20 protein-coding genes are annotated in these 19614 nt (G+C 55.7%); 16 read left to right on the top strand and 4 right to left on the bottom strand.

Annotated features, from left to right (window positions below; genetic code table 11):
• Position 1: 1 nt before the first annotated feature.
• From TH25_RS11410 to olsC, 9 genes are all read left to right on the top strand, one after another.
• Positions 2-955 (top strand): ABC transporter permease, encoded by a 954-nt coding sequence (locus TH25_RS11410; protein WP_114088544.1) that lies wholly within the window; start codon positions 2-4, stop codon positions 953-955.
• Positions 952-1938, top strand: coding sequence for an ABC transporter permease (locus tag TH25_RS11405; protein WP_114088543.1), 987 nt, complete (start codon positions 952-954; stop codon positions 1936-1938). Before TH25_RS11410 ends, TH25_RS11405 begins: the two co-directional genes overlap by 4 nt.
• A gap of 90 nt (positions 1939-2028) precedes the next feature.
• A complete protein-coding gene (locus TH25_RS24740) occupies positions 2029-2625 on the top strand; it encodes a hypothetical protein (protein WP_147253010.1) in 597 nt (198 codons plus the stop codon).
• A 218-nt stretch (positions 2626-2843) separates the two neighbouring features.
• Positions 2844-3686 (top strand): universal stress protein, encoded by an 843-nt coding sequence (locus tag TH25_RS11390; RefSeq protein WP_114088540.1) that lies wholly within the window; start codon positions 2844-2846, stop codon positions 3684-3686.
• A gap of 198 nt (positions 3687-3884) precedes the next feature.
• Positions 3885-5276 (top strand): aspartate aminotransferase family protein, encoded by a 1392-nt coding sequence (locus TH25_RS11385; protein ID WP_114088539.1) that lies wholly within the window; start codon positions 3885-3887, stop codon positions 5274-5276.
• Between the two features lie 604 nt (positions 5277-5880).
• The gene (hemA, locus tag TH25_RS11375) at positions 5881-7098 is read left to right on the top strand and encodes a 5-aminolevulinate synthase (RefSeq protein ID WP_114088537.1); all 1218 of its coding nucleotides are present in this window, start codon (positions 5881-5883) and stop codon (positions 7096-7098) included.
• 263 nt (positions 7099-7361) lie between these two features.
• Positions 7362-7904, top strand: coding sequence for a hypothetical protein (locus TH25_RS11370; RefSeq protein ID WP_114088536.1), 543 nt, complete (start codon positions 7362-7364; stop codon positions 7902-7904).
• Complete coding sequence (locus TH25_RS11365) at positions 7891-8412, top strand: GNAT family N-acetyltransferase (protein ID WP_258549120.1); 522 nt, start codon at positions 7891-7893, stop codon at positions 8410-8412. The genes TH25_RS11370 and TH25_RS11365 overlap by 14 nt, the downstream gene beginning before the upstream one ends.
• Positions 8413-8690: 278 nt before the next feature.
• The gene (olsC, locus tag TH25_RS11360) at positions 8691-9494 is read left to right on the top strand and encodes an ornithine lipid ester-linked acyl 2-hydroxylase OlsC (protein WP_114088535.1); all 804 of its coding nucleotides are present in this window, start codon (positions 8691-8693) and stop codon (positions 9492-9494) included.
• Between the two features lie 90 nt (positions 9495-9584).
• Here olsC and TH25_RS11355 read toward each other — a convergent pair whose 3' ends face one another.
• From TH25_RS11355 to TH25_RS11345, 3 genes are all read right to left on the bottom strand, one after another.
• Positions 9585-10331, bottom strand: coding sequence for an SDR family NAD(P)-dependent oxidoreductase (locus TH25_RS11355; RefSeq protein ID WP_114088534.1), 747 nt, complete (start codon positions 10329-10331; stop codon positions 9585-9587).
• Positions 10332-10819: 488 nt separating this feature from the next.
• Positions 10820-10987 carry a hypothetical protein gene (locus tag TH25_RS24905; protein ID WP_181847568.1) on the bottom strand — a complete coding sequence of 56 codons (168 nt, stop codon included), beginning with the start codon at positions 10985-10987 and terminating at the stop codon, positions 10820-10822.
• 206 nt (positions 10988-11193) lie between these two features.
• Positions 11194-12051: a universal stress protein gene (locus TH25_RS11345; protein WP_114088607.1), complete on the bottom strand. Its 858-nt coding sequence runs from the start codon at positions 12049-12051 to the stop codon at positions 11194-11196.
• Positions 12052-12482: 431 nt separating this feature from the next.
• Between TH25_RS11345 and TH25_RS11340 the strand changes: the two genes are divergently transcribed.
• On the top strand, positions 12483-12788 hold the full coding sequence (locus tag TH25_RS11340) for an ArsR/SmtB family transcription factor (RefSeq protein WP_114088532.1): 306 nt from the start codon (positions 12483-12485) through the stop codon (positions 12786-12788).
• A gap of 63 nt (positions 12789-12851) precedes the next feature.
• Here the strand turns inward: TH25_RS11340 and pdxH are convergent, their stop codons facing one another.
• Positions 12852-13472, bottom strand: a complete 621-nt coding sequence (pdxH, locus tag TH25_RS11335) for a pyridoxamine 5'-phosphate oxidase (protein ID WP_114088531.1) — start codon at positions 13470-13472, stop codon at positions 12852-12854.
• Between the two features lie 137 nt (positions 13473-13609).
• Between pdxH and TH25_RS11330 the strand changes: the two genes are divergently transcribed.
• From TH25_RS11330 to TH25_RS11305, 6 genes are all read left to right on the top strand, one after another.
• Positions 13610-14089 carry an RT0821/Lpp0805 family surface protein gene (locus tag TH25_RS11330; protein ID WP_114088530.1) on the top strand — a complete coding sequence of 160 codons (480 nt, stop codon included), beginning with the start codon at positions 13610-13612 and terminating at the stop codon, positions 14087-14089.
• Between the two features lie 173 nt (positions 14090-14262).
• On the top strand, positions 14263-15180 hold the full coding sequence (locus TH25_RS11325) for a DnaJ C-terminal domain-containing protein (protein WP_114088529.1): 918 nt from the start codon (positions 14263-14265) through the stop codon (positions 15178-15180).
• Positions 15181-15263: 83 nt separating this feature from the next.
• Positions 15264-15890, top strand: coding sequence for an alpha/beta family hydrolase (locus tag TH25_RS11320; RefSeq protein WP_114088528.1), 627 nt, complete (start codon positions 15264-15266; stop codon positions 15888-15890).
• 168 nt (positions 15891-16058) lie between these two features.
• On the top strand, positions 16059-17549 hold the full coding sequence (locus TH25_RS11315; protein ID WP_114088527.1) for an acetyl-CoA hydrolase/transferase family protein: 1491 nt from the start codon (positions 16059-16061) through the stop codon (positions 17547-17549).
• A 150-nt stretch (positions 17550-17699) separates the two neighbouring features.
• Positions 17700-19076, top strand: a complete 1377-nt coding sequence (locus tag TH25_RS11310) for a mechanosensitive ion channel family protein (protein WP_114088526.1) — start codon at positions 17700-17702, stop codon at positions 19074-19076.
• Positions 19077-19173: 97 nt separating this feature from the next.
• Complete coding sequence (locus tag TH25_RS11305; RefSeq protein WP_114088525.1) at positions 19174-19611, top strand: universal stress protein; 438 nt, start codon at positions 19174-19176, stop codon at positions 19609-19611.
• The last annotated feature ends 3 nt before the right edge of the window (positions 19612-19614 follow it).

Raw genomic sequence — 19614 nt, 5'->3', positions numbered from 1 at the left:
CATGCGGCGTTTTATCTTTACCCGGCTGTGGCAAACCGCCCTTGTGATGCTGCTGGTTTCCTTCGGGGCCTATGTACTGATCGGGCTTATGCCCGGCGATCCGATTGACCTGATGATCACAGCCAACCCGGCCATTACATCGGCCGATGTGGCACGCCTTAAGGCGCTTTACGGGCTGGATCAACCGCTGGTGCTGCGCTGGTTTCACTGGTTATGGTCCGCCCTGAACGGTGATTTTGGCTATTCGCGCCTGTTTACCCAGCCCGTCACCGCCCTGATTGGCCCGGCATTGATCAACAGCCTGGAATTGATGTTGGCAAGCTGGGCGCTGTCGCTGGCGATTGCCCTGCCTGCCGGGATTTATGCCGCCTTGAAACCCCATTCCTTTCGCGATTATGGCATTAACCTCGCGGCCTTTGCCGGTGTTTCCATTCCGCCCTTTTGGCTGGGTCTGGTCGCCATTCTGGTGTTTGCCGTTTCCCTGCACTGGCTTCCGGCAGGCGGCACCGGGCAACTGGACGATGCACAAGGCTGGCAAAGCCTGCGTTACCTTGTTTTGCCTGTCGCGACCCTGACGATTGCCAGTGTCGGGTCGCATATCCGCTTTGTCCGCGGTTCCATGATCGAGGTGATGCGCCAGGATTTTATTCGCACCGCCCGGGCAAAGGGCCTGTCGGAACGGGGTGTTGTGGTGCGCCATGCCCTGCGGAATGGCATGATGCCGGTTGTCACCCTGCTGGGGCTGGAATTTGGCAGTCTTTTTTCTGGCGCGCTGATCACCGAAACCCTGTTTTCCTGGCCCGGCATGGGACGGCTGATTTACAATGCCGTGATCGGGTCGGATTATAATCTGGCGATGGCGGGCCTGATGCTGGCAACGCTGGTCACGCTAATTGGCAATCTTTTGGCCGATATTGGCTATAAGCTGCTGGACCCAAGGGTGAAACTGTCATGACCCGACAAAACACCCGCACCGGCAAACCCATCCCTGCCTCGCGCTCTGCCAGCCCGTGGCGGCTGGCGGCCCGCCGTTTTTCCCGGCACAAACTGGCCTGGATCAGCCTGCTTGTTTTGCTGCTATTTGCCGTGGCATCGGCCTGTGCCCCGCTGGTTGCCCATTGGCTGGGTACCGATGCCCAGGCGGTAGACCTGTTTTCACGTTATGGCCCGCCCAGTTGGGACCATCCGCTCGGTACGGACGAGCTGGGCCGTGATGTGTTATTGCGCTTGCTGTATGGCGGACAGGTATCATTGATGGTCGGCGTCAGTTCGGCCCTGTGTGCCGCCGTGATTGGCACCTTTATTGGCGTGATCGCTGGGTTTCGTGGCGGCTGGCTGGATGGCTTTTTGATGCGCTTTACCGATGGCGTTATTTCCCTGCCGCTTTTGCCGCTGCTGATTGTGCTTGCCGCCATTGACCCTGGCAAGCTGGGTATTCCGCGTGATGTGATCAATGGCGAAAGTTTCAGCCTGTATCGCATTATTCTGATTATCGCCCTGTTTGGCTGGACGACCGTGGCCCGCCTGGTGCGCGCGGCCACCCTTGCGCTGCGCGAACGGGAATTTGTCCTGTCCGCCCGCGCGTTGGGGGCCGGGCCGGGGCGCATTATCTTGCGGCATATCCTGCCCAATGTTGTCACGCCCATCATCATTGCCACCACGCTGGCGGTGGGTAATGTCATTTTAATGGAAAGCGTGCTGAGTTTTCTGGGCCTGGGGATTCAGCCCCCGGTGCCAAGCTGGGGCAATATGTTAACTCATGCCCAGGAATTCATCTGGGATGCGCCTTTGCTGGCATTGTGGCCGGGTTTGCTGATTTTTATCACGGTAATCGCCGTGAACTTTTTGGGCGATGGCCTTCAGGATGCGCTCGATCCGCGCGCCAATACCGACCATGCCCCCGCGACTGGACAGGACGATCCACAAACGGCACAATAAATTCGCAGTCTACACTTCGTAATAGAAACAGCATCATGGCGGCAATGTCCCGGCTTGGGGCGATGCAACCGATGGGCAAAGGAACCCTGCATGACATATCGTGTCAGTTTGCGATACGCCGTTCCGCTGGCAGGTTTGCTGGCCGTTTCTGCCTGTGCGCCAATGAGCCAGACAACAGAATCAGCCCCGCCCGCATCCGGGATTGTGACGCCCTGGAGCTGGAATGGTCCAACGCCAGCGACAGCAGGCACAACGCCCTCCAATAGCGCGGACATAAAGGAGTCGCCCTCCCTGTCATCCGCGCAACACATGCGCACGACACCCGGCATGGAACAAAAAAACAATATTCCCGCGCCGCAACAGAATGCCGGCCTTAGCCCGGCGCAACAAACCGAACTGGACGAAGCGCGCATCGCCCTGGGCATTCTGGACCGCATGGCGAACCGCTGCCTGACCGAGGCCGACGCCGCCGCCTGCACGACATTTCAGGTCAACTGGCCCAATCTGTCGCGCCAGCTGCGCCAAAGCCTGAGCGTCATTTCCGGCACCGATTTTAGCGATCCGGTCGTGCCGCAAACGACAAACGATTTTTCGCAACCCTCCTCGCCCGTCGAAAATGTGCCGCGCCGGACACCTTCGTCCGAACCGTCGATGGAAAAGGAAATTCCGTTAACCCCCGGCAACTGACCACCCCCGGGATCCCCCTGTGCGAAAACATTGAATTTGCGAGAACATCATCTTAAAGTTGCGTCACCACCGCTATAAAACGATGCTAAAGGCAGGTTTTTGCAAACTGTTTTGAGATAGAACAAAGTGAACGTCAAATCGCTGGTTTATCCTGCCTTCATCATTATCGCCCGGCTGTTCCTGATATGCCGGGCCGCAGAAGAAGGAGCTTCTGGCAGATGTTTCGCGATATGCTTGTCCATATTGACAATACCAAACCCTGCGCCGAACGGCTTTCGGTAGCGTTAAATGTTGCAAAGGCACACAAGGCCCATCTGACCGGCCTGTATGTTCTGCCCCGTGCAGAAATCCCGCGTTTCATGGAAGTCCAGATTTCCGCCGACATCATGGAAGCCCAGCGCCGCACCATCCGCGAAGGTGCCGCCCAGGCCAAGGCCGCCTTTACCGAAGCCTGCGAACAGGCCGGTGTGCCGTTCAACTGGCAGGAAGTAAACTGCCTGGCCACCGAAATAGCCGATACCGTTGCCATGTATGCCCGCCATCATGACCTGACGGTTCTGGGCCAGTATGACCCGGAAAGCTCCGATCCGTCTTCGACCTCGGAACTGCCCGACAAGGTGATACTGACCGCTGGTGCCCCCATTCTGGTCGTGCCGCGTTATGGCAAATATGAAACCATTGGCACCCGCATCATGGTGGCCTGGAAACCCTATCGCGAGGCCGTGCGCGCGGTAAATGACGGCATGGCTTTCCTGGAAAACGCCAAATCCGCCCTGGTGTTGTGTGCCGACCCCAACAAGGCTGCGCGCGATTCCCTGCCCGTTCCCGGCGTGGATATTGCCGACCGCCTGGCACGCCACGGTGTGAATGTACGCAAGGAAACCATGAATGCCGAAGGCATTAGTGTCGGCGACCTGTTGTTGTCGCGTGCTGCCGATGAAAGCATCGATCTGATGCTGTGCGGGGCCTATGGCCGCCCGCGCCTGCGCGAATTGATGCTGGGCGGTGTTACCCAGCACCTGCTTAAACACATGACCGTGCCGGTGCTGTTCTCGCACTAATCTTTTTCATCTGCTTTCGCAAAACGGCCAGTCTTATGATTGGCCGTTTTGTTTTTAAATAACGCTGTCTGTCCCGCCATCCCGCACCTAACGTGCACAAGACGGTATGCGCCTGCCTGCAAGAAATGATTCCCCCCGTTCCTTCAAGTCGATAAAGTCTGCCCAACAGATCAATTTATCCGCTTTTCGAGGTTTGCCATGACCCTATCCGATTCCGGCACGATAAATGCCAGCCTGGGCAACTCGGCCTCCAGCCGCGACATTGCCAGTGTTTTGCATCCCTATACCAATTTCACCGCCCACGAAAAAACCGGCCCGCTGGTGATAACCGGGGGCAACGGTATTTATGTCAGCGATGAGAGTGGCAAAAACTATATCGAGGGCATGTCCGGATTATGGTGCGCCTCACTGGGATTTAGTGAAAAACGCCTGATCGCGGCAGCAACAAAGCAGCTGGAGACTCTGCCCTTTTATCACAACTTTTCCTCGCGCAGCACCAACCCGACGATTGATCTGGCAACGAAGCTTTTGGAAATGGCACCGGTGCCGATGTCAAAAGTCTTTTTTGCCAATTCGGGGTCGGAGGCCACCGACAGCGCGATTAAAATGGTGTGGTATTATCACAATGCCATTGGTCGCCCGGAAAAGAAGAAAATCATTTCGCGCAAACGCGGCTATCACGGTGTTACGGTTGCCTCGGCCTCGCTGACCGGCCTTCCGGGCAATCACAAGCTGTTTGACTTGCCAATTGACCGCATTTTGCATACCGAAACGCCGCATTTCTGGCGTGAAGCCCAACCCTATGAAAGCGAGGAAGACTTCGCCACCCGCATGGCCGAAGCCCTGGAAGACCTGATCCAGGCCGAAGGCCCGGAAACCATAGGGGCCTTTATTGCCGAGCCGATCATGGGGGCGGGTGGCGTGGTTGTGCCGCCGCGCACCTATTTCGATAAAATTCAGGAAGTGCTGGCACGCTATGACATTCTGTTCATTGCGGATGAAGTCATATGCGGCTTTGGCCGCACCGGCCGCCTGTTTGCCAGCGAAACCTTCCGCCTTAAACCCGATATGATCACGGTGGCAAAGCAGCTTTCATCGGCCTATCAGCCGATTTCGGCCCTATTCATCAACGAAAAGATTTATGCCGCCCTGAAAAAAGGCGCCGATGAAGTGGGTGTGTTTGGCCACGGCTTTACCTATTCGGGCCATCCGGTGGCGGCTGCCGTTGCCCTTGAAACCCTGAAAATTTACGAGGAAGACAGCATTGTTGACCATGTGCGCGAGGTGATGGGCCATTTCCAGAAACGCCTGCGCGACCTTAACAAGTTCGACAAAATTGGCGAAACCCGGGGATATGGCCTGATTGGCGCCTTTGAACTGGTGGCTGACAAATGCGCCAAAACCCCCTTTGCCCCCACCGGCTGGGCGGGCAAGGCGGTGGCCGAACTCTGCCTGACGGAAGGGGTCATTTTGCGCGCAATGGGCGACAGCATTGCCCTGTGCCCGCCGCTGATCATTACCGACAAACAGATCGACGACATGTTCGACAAAATTGAAATCGCCCTGACCAAATGGCACCAGTCGATCTGATTTTGGCAGGTCGTGCCCAAAGGCAACGCTGTGGCATATCAGACCCGTTGGTGCGGCGACGGGTCTGATGGCACCTGCCGGGCATGACAGCACTGTTTTATACGCATGGCGCTCATAGTTGCCGGTTACATGGGGCGACTCTGATGAAATATTTTGCCCTTGAACCGTCGCAAGCCATTTTAAACACGTTAAAAATTGCGCTACCAGCAACCTGATTTCCATCACACATTCGTGTTTTATCCGTCACAAGAAACCATGTTTTGCGCCATTTCGCGATCCGGCTTCGCCGGTTTTGGCGAAATTGCGGCAGTTAGTCTTGCCAAACACGTTTAATACCGCCAAATTGTGGATCAGGGGCGAGATCGACAGACAACAGGATGGAACGCCTTTCTGCCAGCATGTTTCGTGGTGAGACTGGAATCGCTTAAAAAATTTGATGCGGGTCAATGCGCCGCTGTCGGAAAAGACCGATAAGCGCATCACACCCCCGGACAGGATGCGCCCGGAAATGCTGGTCCCGCCAGTTTCAAAGCCAGCGGGAAAGAAAAGAACTTCGCGAAATGTTCCGCATAAAACCGCGAAGTGACAGGCGAAAGATGTAAAGATGAATTATAACAACTTCTTCAAAGACGCGCTTGGTGGCCTCAAGGCTGAAGGCCGTTACCGTGTGTTCGCCAATCTCGAGCGTATTGTCGGCGAATTCCCGCGCGCCTGGCTGCATACCGGCAATGGTGAAGAACCGCGCAAAATTACCGTCTGGTGCTCCAATGACTATCTGGGCATGGGCCAGCATCCCAAGGTACTTGATGCCATGCAGGCCGAAATTACCGGCCAGGGTGGCGGTGCCGGGGGAACACGCAATATTTCCGGGTCCAACCATGTCCATGTCGCGCTGGAGGAAGAACTTGCCAGCCTGCATGGCAAGGAATCGGCCCTGCTGATGACATCGGGCTATGTCGCGAACTGGACCACCCTGTCCACGCTGGGGTCCAAGCTGCCCGATTGCGTGATCATTTCCGATGCGTTCAACCATAATTCCATGATCGAGGGCATGCGCCATTCCAAGGCCGAACGCCGCATCTGGAAACATAACGATCTGGAAAATCTTGAACAGATTCTGGCTGACCTTGGCCCCAACCGCGCCAAGATTGTCGCCTTTGAATCGGTTTATTCAATGGATGGCGATATCGCCCCGATCGGCAAAATCCTTGATCTGTGCGAAAAATACAATGCCCTGTCCTATCTGGATGAAGTTCATGCCGTGGGCATGTATGGCCCGCATGGCGGCGGTGTTGCCGAACGCGATGGCGTGATGGACCGGGTTGATATTATTCAGGGCACGCTCGCCAAGGCCTTTGGCGTTGTCGGGGGCTATATTGCCGGTAAATCCGAAATCGTCGATTTCGTCCGCAGCTTTGGCAATGGCTTCATCTTTACCAGTTCGCACCCGCCCAGCATTGCCGCCGGTGCCCTCGCCAGCATTCGCCACCTCAAAGAAAGCAATGTTGAACGCGAAGCCCAAAAGGAACGTGCCGAAACCCTGCGCCAGCGCATGCGCGATGCCGGCCTGCCCGTGATGGACGCGCCCAGCCACATCGTCCCGTTAATGGTTGGTGATGCCGCCATGTGCAAGGAAGCCAGCGACCGCCTGCTGTATGATCACGACATTTACGTGCAGCCGATCAATTATCCGACCGTGCCGCGCGGTACCGAACGCCTGCGCTTTACCCCCGGCCCGCTGCATAATGACGAACTGATCGACCATCTGATCAATTCCCTGCTGACGGTTTGGGGCCAGCTTGGCATTCAAAGGGCGGCCTGAGCCCGATTCATCTGCCTGTGGGTGAGACATCCTGTTGCAAAAAGGCCGTTCCTGCGGGGCGGCCTTTTTGATTCCGAGCTGCCGCACGTTCCTTTCGCCGATCACGGACGATCACGACAGTAAAAGATCATTGATGCCCTGTTTGCATTTGCCAGGCTTGGTTCTATATTCAGCAAGCGGGAAGAGATTGCAGACTCATCAAAATTCTTGCAATTAAGAACCGTTCGCGATAACGTCGGCCCCGTAACGGATCGGGAACCGCCATGTATACGGATAGAACCTTGCTGCCCAAAGAATGCCTTCGCCTGTGCGCACTTGGAACTTTGGCCCTTTCGGATACGCCGATCAGCTATGCCGATCTGGCCAATCAGGTTCGCCATTTTACCGCCCACATCATGGGGCCGTCGCTGGATATGATGGGCTCATCCCTACAGCTTTTAAAACTGGAAGGGCTGGTGCGCGAAACCTGCAGTGCCGGTGGCAAAGGGGAAGGCGAACTTTCGCTGACCGATGCCGGGCGCGACAAATTCAACGAATTGATGCAGGGCACATTGCGCGATACCTCGGGCGAGCTTTCGCGCCTTGTCATGGCCCTGAAAATGCGGTTCCTGCATTTGCTTGATGCCGAAACGCGCCGGGACCAGGTGGAAATCCTGCAGGATGTCTGCGAGCTTGATCTGGACCGTATGCTGGCGCTACGCGACCAGCATGAAAATGATGAAGGGGCCTTCATCGGCTGGATCGACATGGAAATTGCCCGCCTGAAACAAAAACAGGCCTGGCTGGCGACCCTTGTTCGCGCCTGATCTGCACATCCGCCCCGAACAAGCCGGTGATAGCCACCCTATCGCGGAGCTGACCCGCCGGGCTTTTGCCCGTGCCAAACATAGTGACGGCACCGAACAGGATATTATTGACCGTCTGCGCAAGCGGGGAAAACTGACCTGTTCGCTGGTCGCCTGCCTGGGCACGGAAATTATCGGCCACATCGCCTTTTCCCCCGTTTGCATCATCGGCGCGCATAATCAGCACCCGCAATGGTACGGGCTTGGTCCGGTTTCCGTCATCCCGGCGCAGCAACGCCGGGGGATTGGCAAGACCCTGATTACCCAGGGGTTAGCCACCCTTGAAAAAACCGGCACAGCCGGGGGCTGTGTGGTGCTGGGGGATCCGGGCTATTATCAACAATTCGGTTTCATGCCCTCACCAAACCTGACATACCCGCATGCACCGGCACAATACTTCATGGTCCGGTCATTTGACAGCAACATACCCGCCGGTATTGTCCGGTATGATGCGGCATTTGACACTTGACCGGCTATTGTTTTACGCCTTTCCTGCCAGGGCTTCCTTTTACCGCACCGTCCCTGTTTCCTCGCCAGATAACATTTTCATTCATTCCCGTAACTTGCTTGAATATATCTGCCAACAAATGCCCGGACCTGTTTGACCGGGCCTGACAGAGGCGCTAATGTTATGTTTTTACAAAATATTGCCTTGTTTCCGTGCATAGTTGGCAATCAAACCGTAAATGTGCCTGTTTTTGAAAGAGTGTGAAGTTGCCCCAGTCTAACGCTACAATAGAAGAAGACATGCCGCGCGAACCCAAGCAGACTTTTGGCACCGACGGCATTGATCCGATGGACAGGCCCAGCCGCATTACCCGCTTTTTTATGGGCATCGTTTCCTGGGCCGAACGGCTGAATTACAAATATGCCAAACTTGGCAATCCGCCGGTTTACGATAATGCGACATTTCCCTGGGCCGCCGAGATCGAAAAGGAATGGCCCGCCATCCGCAAGGAACTGGACCAGGTTTTACAGCGCCAGGCTGACCTGCCGTCCTTTCAGGATATTTCCACCGACGTCAAAACCATTTCGACGGACAATCACTGGAAAACCTTTTTCCTGCTGGGTTTTGGCGTCAAATCGGAAAAAGCCATTCAAAGCTGCCCGGAAACCTGGCGCATCGTCAATAAAATCCCCAATCTCAAGACGGCGATGTTTTCGATCTTTGAACCGGGCAAGCACCTGCCGCCCCATCGCGGCCCCTATAACGGGGTTTTGCGCATGCATTTGGGCCTGATCGTGCCGGAACCGGCCGATAAACTTGCCATTCGTGTCGATAAACAGGTTTGCCACTGGGAAGAAGGCAAGGTTCTGATTTTTGACGACGCCTATGAACACGAGGCCTGGAACCATACCGACAAAACCCGGGTGGTCCTGTTTGTCGATTTTGAAAAACCGCTGAAATTCCCGGCTGTCCTGGTTCACAAGATCCTGATGAACCTTGCCATCTTTACCCCGTTTCTGCGTGAAGGCCTGGACAATCACAAGGAATGGGAAAAGAAATTTTACGCCGAGGCCGAAAAACTGCGCAATCAACCCCGGCACTGATCACCGCTTGATCGCGCCCGAGGCAGACAAAAACCCCGACCTGTTGACGGTTCGGGGTTTTGTTTTACAGGTGATATTCTGTCGGATGACCTAATAAAGGTGCTGGCCGCCGGTCACGAAAATTTCCGTGCCGGTCACATAACCCGACTCGTCCCCGACCAGATAATGCACCGCCGCCGCCACATCCTCTGGCGTGCCCATACGGTTCATCGGGATACGGGGCACCAGAGCCTCGTATTCCGGCGAAATCATCGCCGTTTTGATTTCACCGGGTGCTACGGCATTGACCCGCACCCCCAGTTCGGCAAATTCCACCGCCATTTCGCGCGTTAACCCGGACAAAGCCGCCTTTGACGTGGAATAGGCCGACCCGGCAAACGGATGCACATAATGCCCGGCAATCGAGGTGATGTTGCAAATTGCACCCTTGCCGCGATGCAGGGCGGCAGCAAAACCACGCGACAATGTTAACGGTGTGAAGAAATTGATTTCAAAAACATCGCGCCAGCCTGACAAATCGCCATTCAGGCAGCCCAATCGTTCCTTATAGGGGGTTTTGGGCGATACCCCGGCATTGTTGACCAGGGCATGAAGCGGGTCATCACCCAGCATTTCATTGGCCTGGGCGATAAACATTTCAACATCTTCGGGTTTGGACAGATCGGCCCGGATATGAATACCCTGTGCCGGGTCACGCGGACAACTTGGCGGCGGGGCCTCGCGGGAACAGCAAATCACCCGCCAGCCCCGTTTGGCGAAATAGCCCACCGTCACATGCCCGATGCCGCGGCTGGCCCCGGTCAAAACAACGGTTTTGGGTGCGGCGGTGTTGCTCATGAATGCTATCCCTGCTGATGGCGCACAACACGCCGTTTATATCCCGAACCCGACCGTTCACGCGCACCCCTCGTCCGGCCCGGCGCGGCAGGTTCCTGAACATCCTGACGAAACAATAACTTTGCCTGCCAAAATGCACATTGATGTATTCCGTCGATATAGGCCAAATTTGCCCAAACCGCCACCATCTGCACGCAAAATCGGGAAATATATCGCCTGCCACCTGCCCGGCGGCAGGTAAACCGCAAGCGTGACTGGGCCGGGCCGGTTCGGGGCAGCATACCGCCCCACCTGCCCCGCTTCAGCAGGCGCAAAGTCCGCACTACCAAGCGTATCAGGTATACTTGGCATACCTAGCGCGGAAAAGGGAACACAAACCGGTGTTTTGGCAACTGTTATACGGTCATCGCCCGGGCGTCAGCACGCGGGAATGACAGCCGGCAAAATAACCATAACAGTCTTTTACCTGTAAACCGGGATGCCGAAGGTTACTCCGCCTCGGTATCGTTTGCGCCGCAAGACGGGACACTATCAACTGCCTGAGAATACCGATGAAAAACAGCGCCCAGATCGGGAAGCTGTGCCGTTTCAGCAATTTCAGAAGCAAGTTCTTCAGACATTGCGGCGAAATCTATTACATCGCGCAAAGACAACATTTGGGATCACCCTTTGCCAGACATTTCTCCAGGACGATAACCGCCCACAGACCCTAAGACATTTTTTTGTAATAATTACCCAAAGCCTGATCCTTTTTTTTCGCACGCGCAACAAAAAAAAGGCGCAGAAAACCGCGCCTTTTTGCCATACAGCATTCCAAATCAGGAATTTTGGTTGAGTTTCAACAAGATGAATGACGTTAACGTCAGTGCATTATCCACAACGGCAAGTCACATTTTGCCAGCATATCCTGGGTGACACCGCCCAAAATCATTTCCTTGAAGCGCGAATGGCTATAAGCGCCAAGAACGATACTGTCCGCGTTGCAGTTTTTTGCCGCATCCATCAGGGCCGCCGCGACGTTTGACTGATCCGGGCGCAAATCAACTTTGGCCTTCACCCCGTGCCAGACAAACTGCTCCGCCAGCGCCTGTGCGGTGGCGCGGCCATGCGGCACTTCGCCGACACTGACAATGGTAATTTCACTGGCCTGGCGCAAAAGCGGCATCGAGGATGTGACGGCCCGGGCAGACTCGACCCCGCCATTCCAGGCAATCATCACCTTTGAGCCCACATCACCCGGCACGGTTTCAGGCGCCACCAGCAGCGGGCGGCCCGTTTCCATCAAACAGGCATCAAATGTGAGCGATGCGGCAGCTTCACGCGGGTCCCGGCCAATCACCACCAGGTCAAACAGCCGCCCGCGCCGGGCAACCGTTTCATCCTCGCGCCCGTCATCGCGGCGCCAGGCACAGGTCGGTTGCAGGGTGGATCGCGGGGCGTCGGCCTCGTCAATCCCGGCGGCCTCGCGCGCGGCGCGATAGGCGGCTTCGGCATTGGCAAGGCGCTTTTTGGTTTCCTTTTCGGCAGCCCCCATCATTTCTTCAATGATCAGGCCCGACATGCCCTCGCCCACAATCGGGATCACATCCTGTGGTTCGGGGGCAACAAATATTACTTCCAGATGCGCATCAAAGCGCCGGGCGGCACTAAAGGCCAGTGCAAGAACCCGCCGGTCCATTTCCGATCCAGCAACCGGAGCCAAAATTGTGCGTACAGCCATATCTTCATACCCCATAGTCGGTTGAGCCTGATCGCGCTGCCATCCTGAGGGGCGGGATGATCTCAACAGAATCGCAGCAATCAAAGAAAAACGCAGTTTTACGCGAATTCAAAGCGTTGTCTTTGTCTGAAATCAAGAAACTGTCGTTTCTCGCACGAACATCCCGCTGTCGATAACAGCAAATTTTCCGTTCAATATTGTCTTTCACCCTGATCGTATCAATGTCTTAAGCATGGGCGAAATGACGTGGACAAAACAAGATAAAACCTAAAACGATTCCAGCAAATTCGATTTTGATTTTGACGTTTCGTTCCAAAATGTAACATTACCAGCAACGAGCAACGAAAACAGTTAGCGGTCAGGTTGATTGACATTCACCCATCAGTCTTTCCCATCTGACCCCGCAAGCCGACGGACAAAGACCACAAACGATGAATTATAACGAACTTTACGATAATGCTCTCGAGGCTTCTGAATTCCTGAAATCCCTGGGCAACCAGTGGCGCTTGATGGTGTTGTGTTCTCTTGGGGAAACGGAAAAATCAGTGGGAACACTGGAAAGCGAATTGCAGCTCAAACAGTCCGCGCTGTCGCAACACTTGGCCCGGCTTCGCCGCGATGGCCTTGTCAAAACACGCCGCGATGCGCAGACAATCTATTATTCGATCAAGGATCCCAATGTCACCAGAGTCATCCTGACCCTGCAGGAAATCTTTTGTCCGCCCGACAAGACATGAACAGACAGCAACGTTTTTTGACAGCATATCACAGCCAACAAAAAACGTCGCTGCAAGTGTCCCTTACGGAAACAGTTTTTCCACCAGCCAGCCATCGCCTGTGGCATTGCGGGTATAAAGCTGGCGATCATGAAGGCGGAACGTGCCTTCCGACCAAAATTCGATCCGGTCGGGAACAAGGCGGTATCCGCCCCAATGCTCTGGCCGTTTGACCTTGCCAAAGCCGAATTTGGCCGTAAATTCCGCCACCCTTTTTTCCAGATCAAACCGCCCCGACATGGGGCGTGACTGCACCGATGCCCAGGCGCCGATCTGGCTGCCGCGCGCGCGCGTTTGAAAATATTCATCCGACTCGGCGGCACTTACCTTGCCGGTCGGGCCTTCAATGCGCACACAACGTTCCAGTTTTTTCCAGTGAAAACACAGCGCGGCATAGGGATTTTCGCCAAGCTGCGTTCCCTTGCGGCTTTCGTAATTGGTATAAAAAACAAATCCTTCCGGATCAAAATCCTTAAGCAGCACAACGCGTGCAGAGGGTCGCCCCTGCGCATCCGCCGTTGCCAGTGTCATGGCATCGGGATAGGCGTCTTCCTTGTTTTTTGCCTCACGGAACCATACATCAAAAAGATCGAACGGATCATTGTGGGGCACCTGCCCAATTTTTGTCGTAATTTTTTCGTCCATTACCCTAAACCGTCCTTTTATAACGTGTTTTGGCTCAACTGGTTGGCATCTTGCGACAGACTGCCGCGCGCGGCAAGACCGGTCCGCCAGACATACATATCGGTTGGGACAGTAAAGACAAGGTAGGCATGAATATAATGAAAGCACGCATTTTTATCATTCCCGTGATGCTGGGCACATTCGTGCTGGCCGGTTGTGCGGAAAACCAGGGAACGAAGCAAACTGCCGGTGGCCTTTTGGGCGCTGTGGGCGGTGCCGTTGCCGGTGCGCAATTTGGCAAAGGCAAAGGCCAGCTTGTTGGCGTGGCCCTGGGTACGCTTGCAGGTGCCCTGGTCGGCAGCGAAATCGGCAAGTCGCTGGATAATGCCGACCGCGCGATGATGCGCAACACCACCCAGCACACGCTGGAAACCGCACCGGTTGGCCAGACCAGCACCTGGACCAACCCTGATAGCGGCCATTCAGGCACCATCACGCCGACCCGGACCTATCAGAAACCCGATACCGACCAGTATTGCCGCGAATATCAGCAGACCGTGGTGATCGGTGGCGAGGAACAATCGGCCTATGGTACGGCCTGCCGTCAACCCGATGGCACCTGGAAAGTGGTCAACTAACCACGGACACATCCCTGTCAGGACGGCGCAGCGCACAAGCCCTGCGCCGTTTTTGCGATCTTGGACCAAACCATGAAAAACACTTCTGATTATGGTCAAGACCCGCTAATAATAACATATATGCCGGTTCCGTAACCGGCGATGATGTTCCACCTTTTCCAACCAGGCTGGCAATGCAGGACCCATACAAGATCCTTGGCGTATCCAAAACGGCCTCGCAGGACGAGATCAAAAAAGCCTATCGCAAGCTTGCGCGCGAATTGCATCCGGACCTTCATCCGAACGATGCCAAAATCGAAGACCGCTTTAAAAAGGTTTCGGCGGCCTATCACCTGCTGGGCGATGCGGAACGCCGCAAAAAATTTGACAATGGCGAAATCGATGCCGAAGGCCGGGAAACCGGGCCATTTGGCCGTGCAGGTGCTGGTGCGGGCGGCTATAGCACATCGGCGGGCGGGGGCAATCCGTTTGGCTTTGGCGGCGGCAGTGCCGAGGATATTTTCGACGAAATTTTTGGCAACCGTGCCGGGGCGCGCGGTGGTTTTGGCGGGCGGCGCGACACCCGCGTTAAAGGCCCCAATATCAGCTATGAACTCAGCCTTGATCTGAAAGAGGCCCTGCTGGGCACCACCAAGCGCATCAATCTTGCCAGTGGCAAACAGCTTGAGGTGCGCATCCCGCCCGGCAGCGAGGACGGCCAAACCCTGCGCCTGAAAAACCAGGGCATGGCGGGCATGAATGGCGGTGAAGCCGGCGATGCGTTAATCAAGCTGCATGTCCATGCCGACCAGCAATTTCGCCGTGAAGGCAATGATTTGCATTGCGATATGGCCATATCCCTGAGCGAGGCGATATTGGGCGGATCCATCCAGGTGCCCACCATTGACGGCAAGGTGTCGATGAAATTGCCCGCCAATGCCAATAGCGGCACCACATTGCGCCTGCGCGGCAAGGGCGCGCCCTATAACCGGGGCGACAAGCGCGGCGATCAATATGTTCATCTGACAGTCAAGCTGCCGGAAAAACGTGACCAGGAGCTGATCGATTTCATCGAAAAATGGTCACGCAACCATCCGCAATCAGTCCGGTAAACTCCCCTAAACGGACCCTTATCGGGGCGTTACAGCCTGTTTTGTAGCGCCCCTTCACGTACCGCCCCCAAACAGGATACCCCATGACCACCAGCTTCATTTGGACCGGGCCGGAAGACGCGGCCCTGAAAATTGTGTTTGCACATGGTGCCGGTGCGCCAATGGACAGCCCCTTTATGACCGACATGGCACAAATGCTGGGGCAAAAGGGATACCGCATCGGGCGGTTTGACTTCCCCTATATGGTCAAACGCCGCCAGGATGGCAAAAAACGCCCGCCAGACCGCGCCCCGGCATTGATGGAGGCCTTTCACTCCGCCATTGCCGATGCAGGCCCGGCCGAAAACATCGTCATTGCGGGCAAATCAATGGGTGGGCGCATCGCCAGCATGATTGCGGATGCGGCAAAAGTCCGGGCCCTGGTGTGCCTGGGATACCCGTTTCACCCCACCGGCAAACCCGAAAAACCCCGCACAGAACATTTGACAACCCTGCAAACCCCGACCCTGATTTGCCACGGCACCCGCGACCCGTTTGGCACGCCCGACGAAATTGCGGGCTATCATCTGTCATCGGCGATCTCGCTGCACTGGGTTGAAGATGGCAATCATGATTTTACCCCGCGCAAGGCATCGGGCCGCACGGTTGATCAAAATCTGAGTGACTGCGCAACCGCCATTGACCGGTTCCTGCAAACCCTGCCCGCCTGAAACCCGCCAAGCCCAAATCATCCCGCCCCAAACTGGAATTAGTCCAATAATATTAGCATTGCATAAAATACAAGGGCATACGCGAATTTCTCACACCAGTTGCGCGGAATGGTCCTTTACACCTGTTATATGCTCCTCGCCCGTTCCACCTGCCACAAAGGAAACCCCATGTATCGTCAACGTATTCGCCATCCCAAATTCCAGGAACGTGTTGTCAGCGCCGAAGAAGCGGCCAGTCTGATAAAGGATGGCATGGTTGTCGGCATGAGCGGCTTTACCCGTGCCGGTGAAGCCAAGGCCGTGCCAATGGCTCTGGCCGAGCGGGCCAAAAAAGACCCGCTTAAAATTACACTGATGACGGGGGCGTCGCTGGGCAATGACCTGGACCGGACCCTGGCCGAGGCCCATGTGCTGTCGCGCCGCATCCCGTTTCAGGCCGATCCGGGCCTGCGCAAGGCCATTAATTCCGGCGAGGTGATGTTTATTGACCAGCACCTTTCCGAAACGGTGGAACAATTGCGCACCGACCAGATCCCCGGCATCGACATTGCCGTGGTCGAGGCCGTCGCCATCACCGAGCAGGGCGGCATCATTCCAACCACATCGGTGGGCAATTCGGCCAGCTTTGCCATCCTTGCCAAAAAGGTGATTGTCGAGATTAACCTGACGCAATCCGAAACACTGGAAGGGCTGCACGATATTTATATCCCCTCGCGCCGCCCGACACGCCAGCCGGTACCGGTTGTCTCGCCTGAAAGCCGGGTGGGTTTTCCCTTCATTCCGGTCGATCCTGACAAAATCGTTGCCATTGTTGTCACCCGCAAGGCCGATAGCTCCTCGACCGTTTTGCCGCCCGATGAAGATACCCGTGCCATTGCCGGGCATTTGGCCGACTTTTTGAAATACGAGGTCAAAAGCGGCCGCCTGACCAACGAATTACAACCGCTTCAGGCGGGCATTGGCACCATTGCCAATGCAGTCATGCACGGCTTTATCGATACGCCGTTTCATGGCCTGAAAATGTATTCCGAAGTCCTGCAGGATTCGACATTCGACCTGTTTGATGCCGGAAAGCTGGATTTTGCCTCCGGCTCCTCCGTCACCCTGTCGCAGTCGCGCTATGAACAGGTGATTGCCGATCTGGCCCGTTATAAACACCAGCTTATTTTACGGCCCCAGGAAATCAGCAATCATCCCGAAGTCATTCGCCGTCTGGGGCTTATCTGCATCAATACCGCGCTGGAATTCGACCTTTATGGCAATGTCAATTCCACCCATGTCGGCGGCACACAAATGATGAATGGCATAGGTGGCTCGGGCGATTTTGCCCGCAATGGTCACATGTCGATTTTTGTCACCAAATCGATTGCCAAGGCCGGCAAAATTTCCAGCGTTGTGCCCATGGTCAGCCATGTGGACCATACCGAACATGATGTGGATATTCTGATCACCGAAACCGGCCTGGCCGATTTGCGCGGCCTGGCCCCGCGCGAACGGGCGCAAACCATCCTGGCCAATTGTGTGCATCCGTCCTACCGCGATGAACTGGGTGACTATTTCAATCGTGCTGTTGTTCGTGGCGGCCATACCCCACACCTGATCGAAGAGGCCTTTTCCTGGCACAATAATTTGCGCCTGCATGGCACCATGAAACCCTGATCATGCCTTTTTCCCCTCAGCATACTGTTTTGGCTGTATTTTCGCGCAGGAATGTTAGGATAGGAAACAAGAACCACAGGGCCGCCCGGCTGAACCGCGATACAGCCGGGGTCTTCCACCCGGACGGCCATTTTGATCAGGCGGGCATGAATGAACGGTTTCTGGCAATCCGAACGCATAATGGCATGGCTTGAAAAGGCCGTGGCATGGGTTCAGGCAAACCTGCTGCTTGTGCCCATCCTGTTGCAAGTCGCCGCCATCGCCCTTGCCGCCGTTCCGGCGATTTTGCTGACCAAGCCAGTTGCCCGTCTGCTGTCGCGGTTGCAAAACTGGCAAGCCGCGATGAGCCACATTCCCGGCCTGAGACGATTTTGCAAAACCCTGCCCGGCCTGTCTTTTCCCCTGGTTTTTGTCGTTATCCTTTGGGTTTTGGATGGCATCGCCACCCAAATGGATTATCCGCACAATGTGCTGCGCCTGGTCACAAGCCTGCTGATCGCCTGGATTTTCATTCGCCTTGCCAGCGCCTTTTTGAATGATCCGGTCTGGGGGCGGACCATTGCCGTCATTGCCTGGGGCATTGCCGCGCTGAATATTGTCGGCCTGCTTAACCCCGCGATTGACATGCTCAACAGCATCGCGTTTGAGCTGGGCAATGTCCGCATTTCGCTTTACGGGCTGATCAAGGCTGTGCTGTCGCTGGCGATTTTGTTGTGGGTGGCGTCATTTGCCTCGCATCTGTTTGAACAGCGCATCAACCGGGTGCATCGCTTAACCCCGTCGGTTCAGGTATTGCTGGTCAAGCTGCTGAAAATCGTGTTGCTGTCGGTTGCGGTATTTTTTGCCCTGTCCACCATTGGCATTGATCTGACCGCCCTTGCAGTATTTGGCGGTGCGGTCGGTGTGGGCATCGGCCTTGGTTTGCAACGCATTGTCGCCAACCTGATCAGCGGTCTGATCCTGCTTCTGGACCGGTCGATCAAACCCGGCGATGTGATTGCCATTGGCGATACCTTTGGCTGGATCCAGTCACTGGGCGCGCGTTATACCGCCGTTCGCACCCGCGATGGCACCGAGTTTCTGATCCCCAACGAGGACCTGATCACCAACCAGGTTGAAAACTGGAGCCATTCCGATGTTCAGCTGCGCCTGAAAATCCCCGTTGGCATTTCCTATCATAACGACCCGCGCCAGGCGATTGCGCTGTGCAATGAAGCCGCGGGCAAATGCAAACGGGTGCTCGATACCCCCGGCCCCAACACATTGCTGCGCGGTTTTGGCGATAATTCGGTTGATCTGGAAATACGTTTCTGGATCAACGACCCGCAAAACGGGCGCGGCAACATCATCAGCGAAGTGTTGCTCAATGTCTGGGACGCCTTCAGGGAAAACGACATCGAAATCCCCTTCCCGCAGCGCGACCTGCATTTGCATCCCGGCAGCCGTCCACTACGCTTTGAAGTCCATCATCCGGGTTCCGACATTGCAGAAAACGCCCCAACCACCACCGACAAGCCAAATCCCTGACGCAAAATAAATTAGAATTTTCTTGTTAAAGGTGGCAGGGTTGGATGTATAATTTTCATCTTATTGCCCTGCTTTTTCACGCAAAAAAGGCGACCCCATGTACAAAAAAATCCTGCTGGCCTATGACGGAAGCCAAGAAGGCCGCGCTGCCCTGAAACAGGGCGCGGAACTGGCCGCCATGTGCAAGGCCGACGTCTGCCTGATGGCGGTTCTCGCGCCCGATATTGGCGTTATTTATGCCGAGGCCGCCGTTCCCTCCGACCTGCCAGACCGGATGCTGGCCGACATTAAAGCCAGCCTGGAAGAAGGCAAAGCCAAGCTGAAGGATCGGGGCCTGGAGGCTGAAACGCGCCTGGAAAATGGCATTCCCGCCAATGAAATTGGCCGTGTCGCCCAGGATATAAACGCGGATCTGATTGTGGTGGGACATCGCGAACAAAGCGCACTTTCACGCTGGTGGGGCGGTTCCACCGGGGCGTCGCTGCTGGCGCATGCGCCCTGCAGCATCCTGATCGCCATTGCCAAAGACGCCTGAGCC

Source organism: Thalassospira profundimaris, from assembly GCF_003326755.1.
GTDB lineage: Bacteria > Pseudomonadota > Alphaproteobacteria > Rhodospirillales > Thalassospiraceae > Thalassospira > Thalassospira profundimaris_B.
Note: the sequence above shows the minus strand (reverse complement) of the source record. Positions and strands in the feature narration are given on the sequence as shown.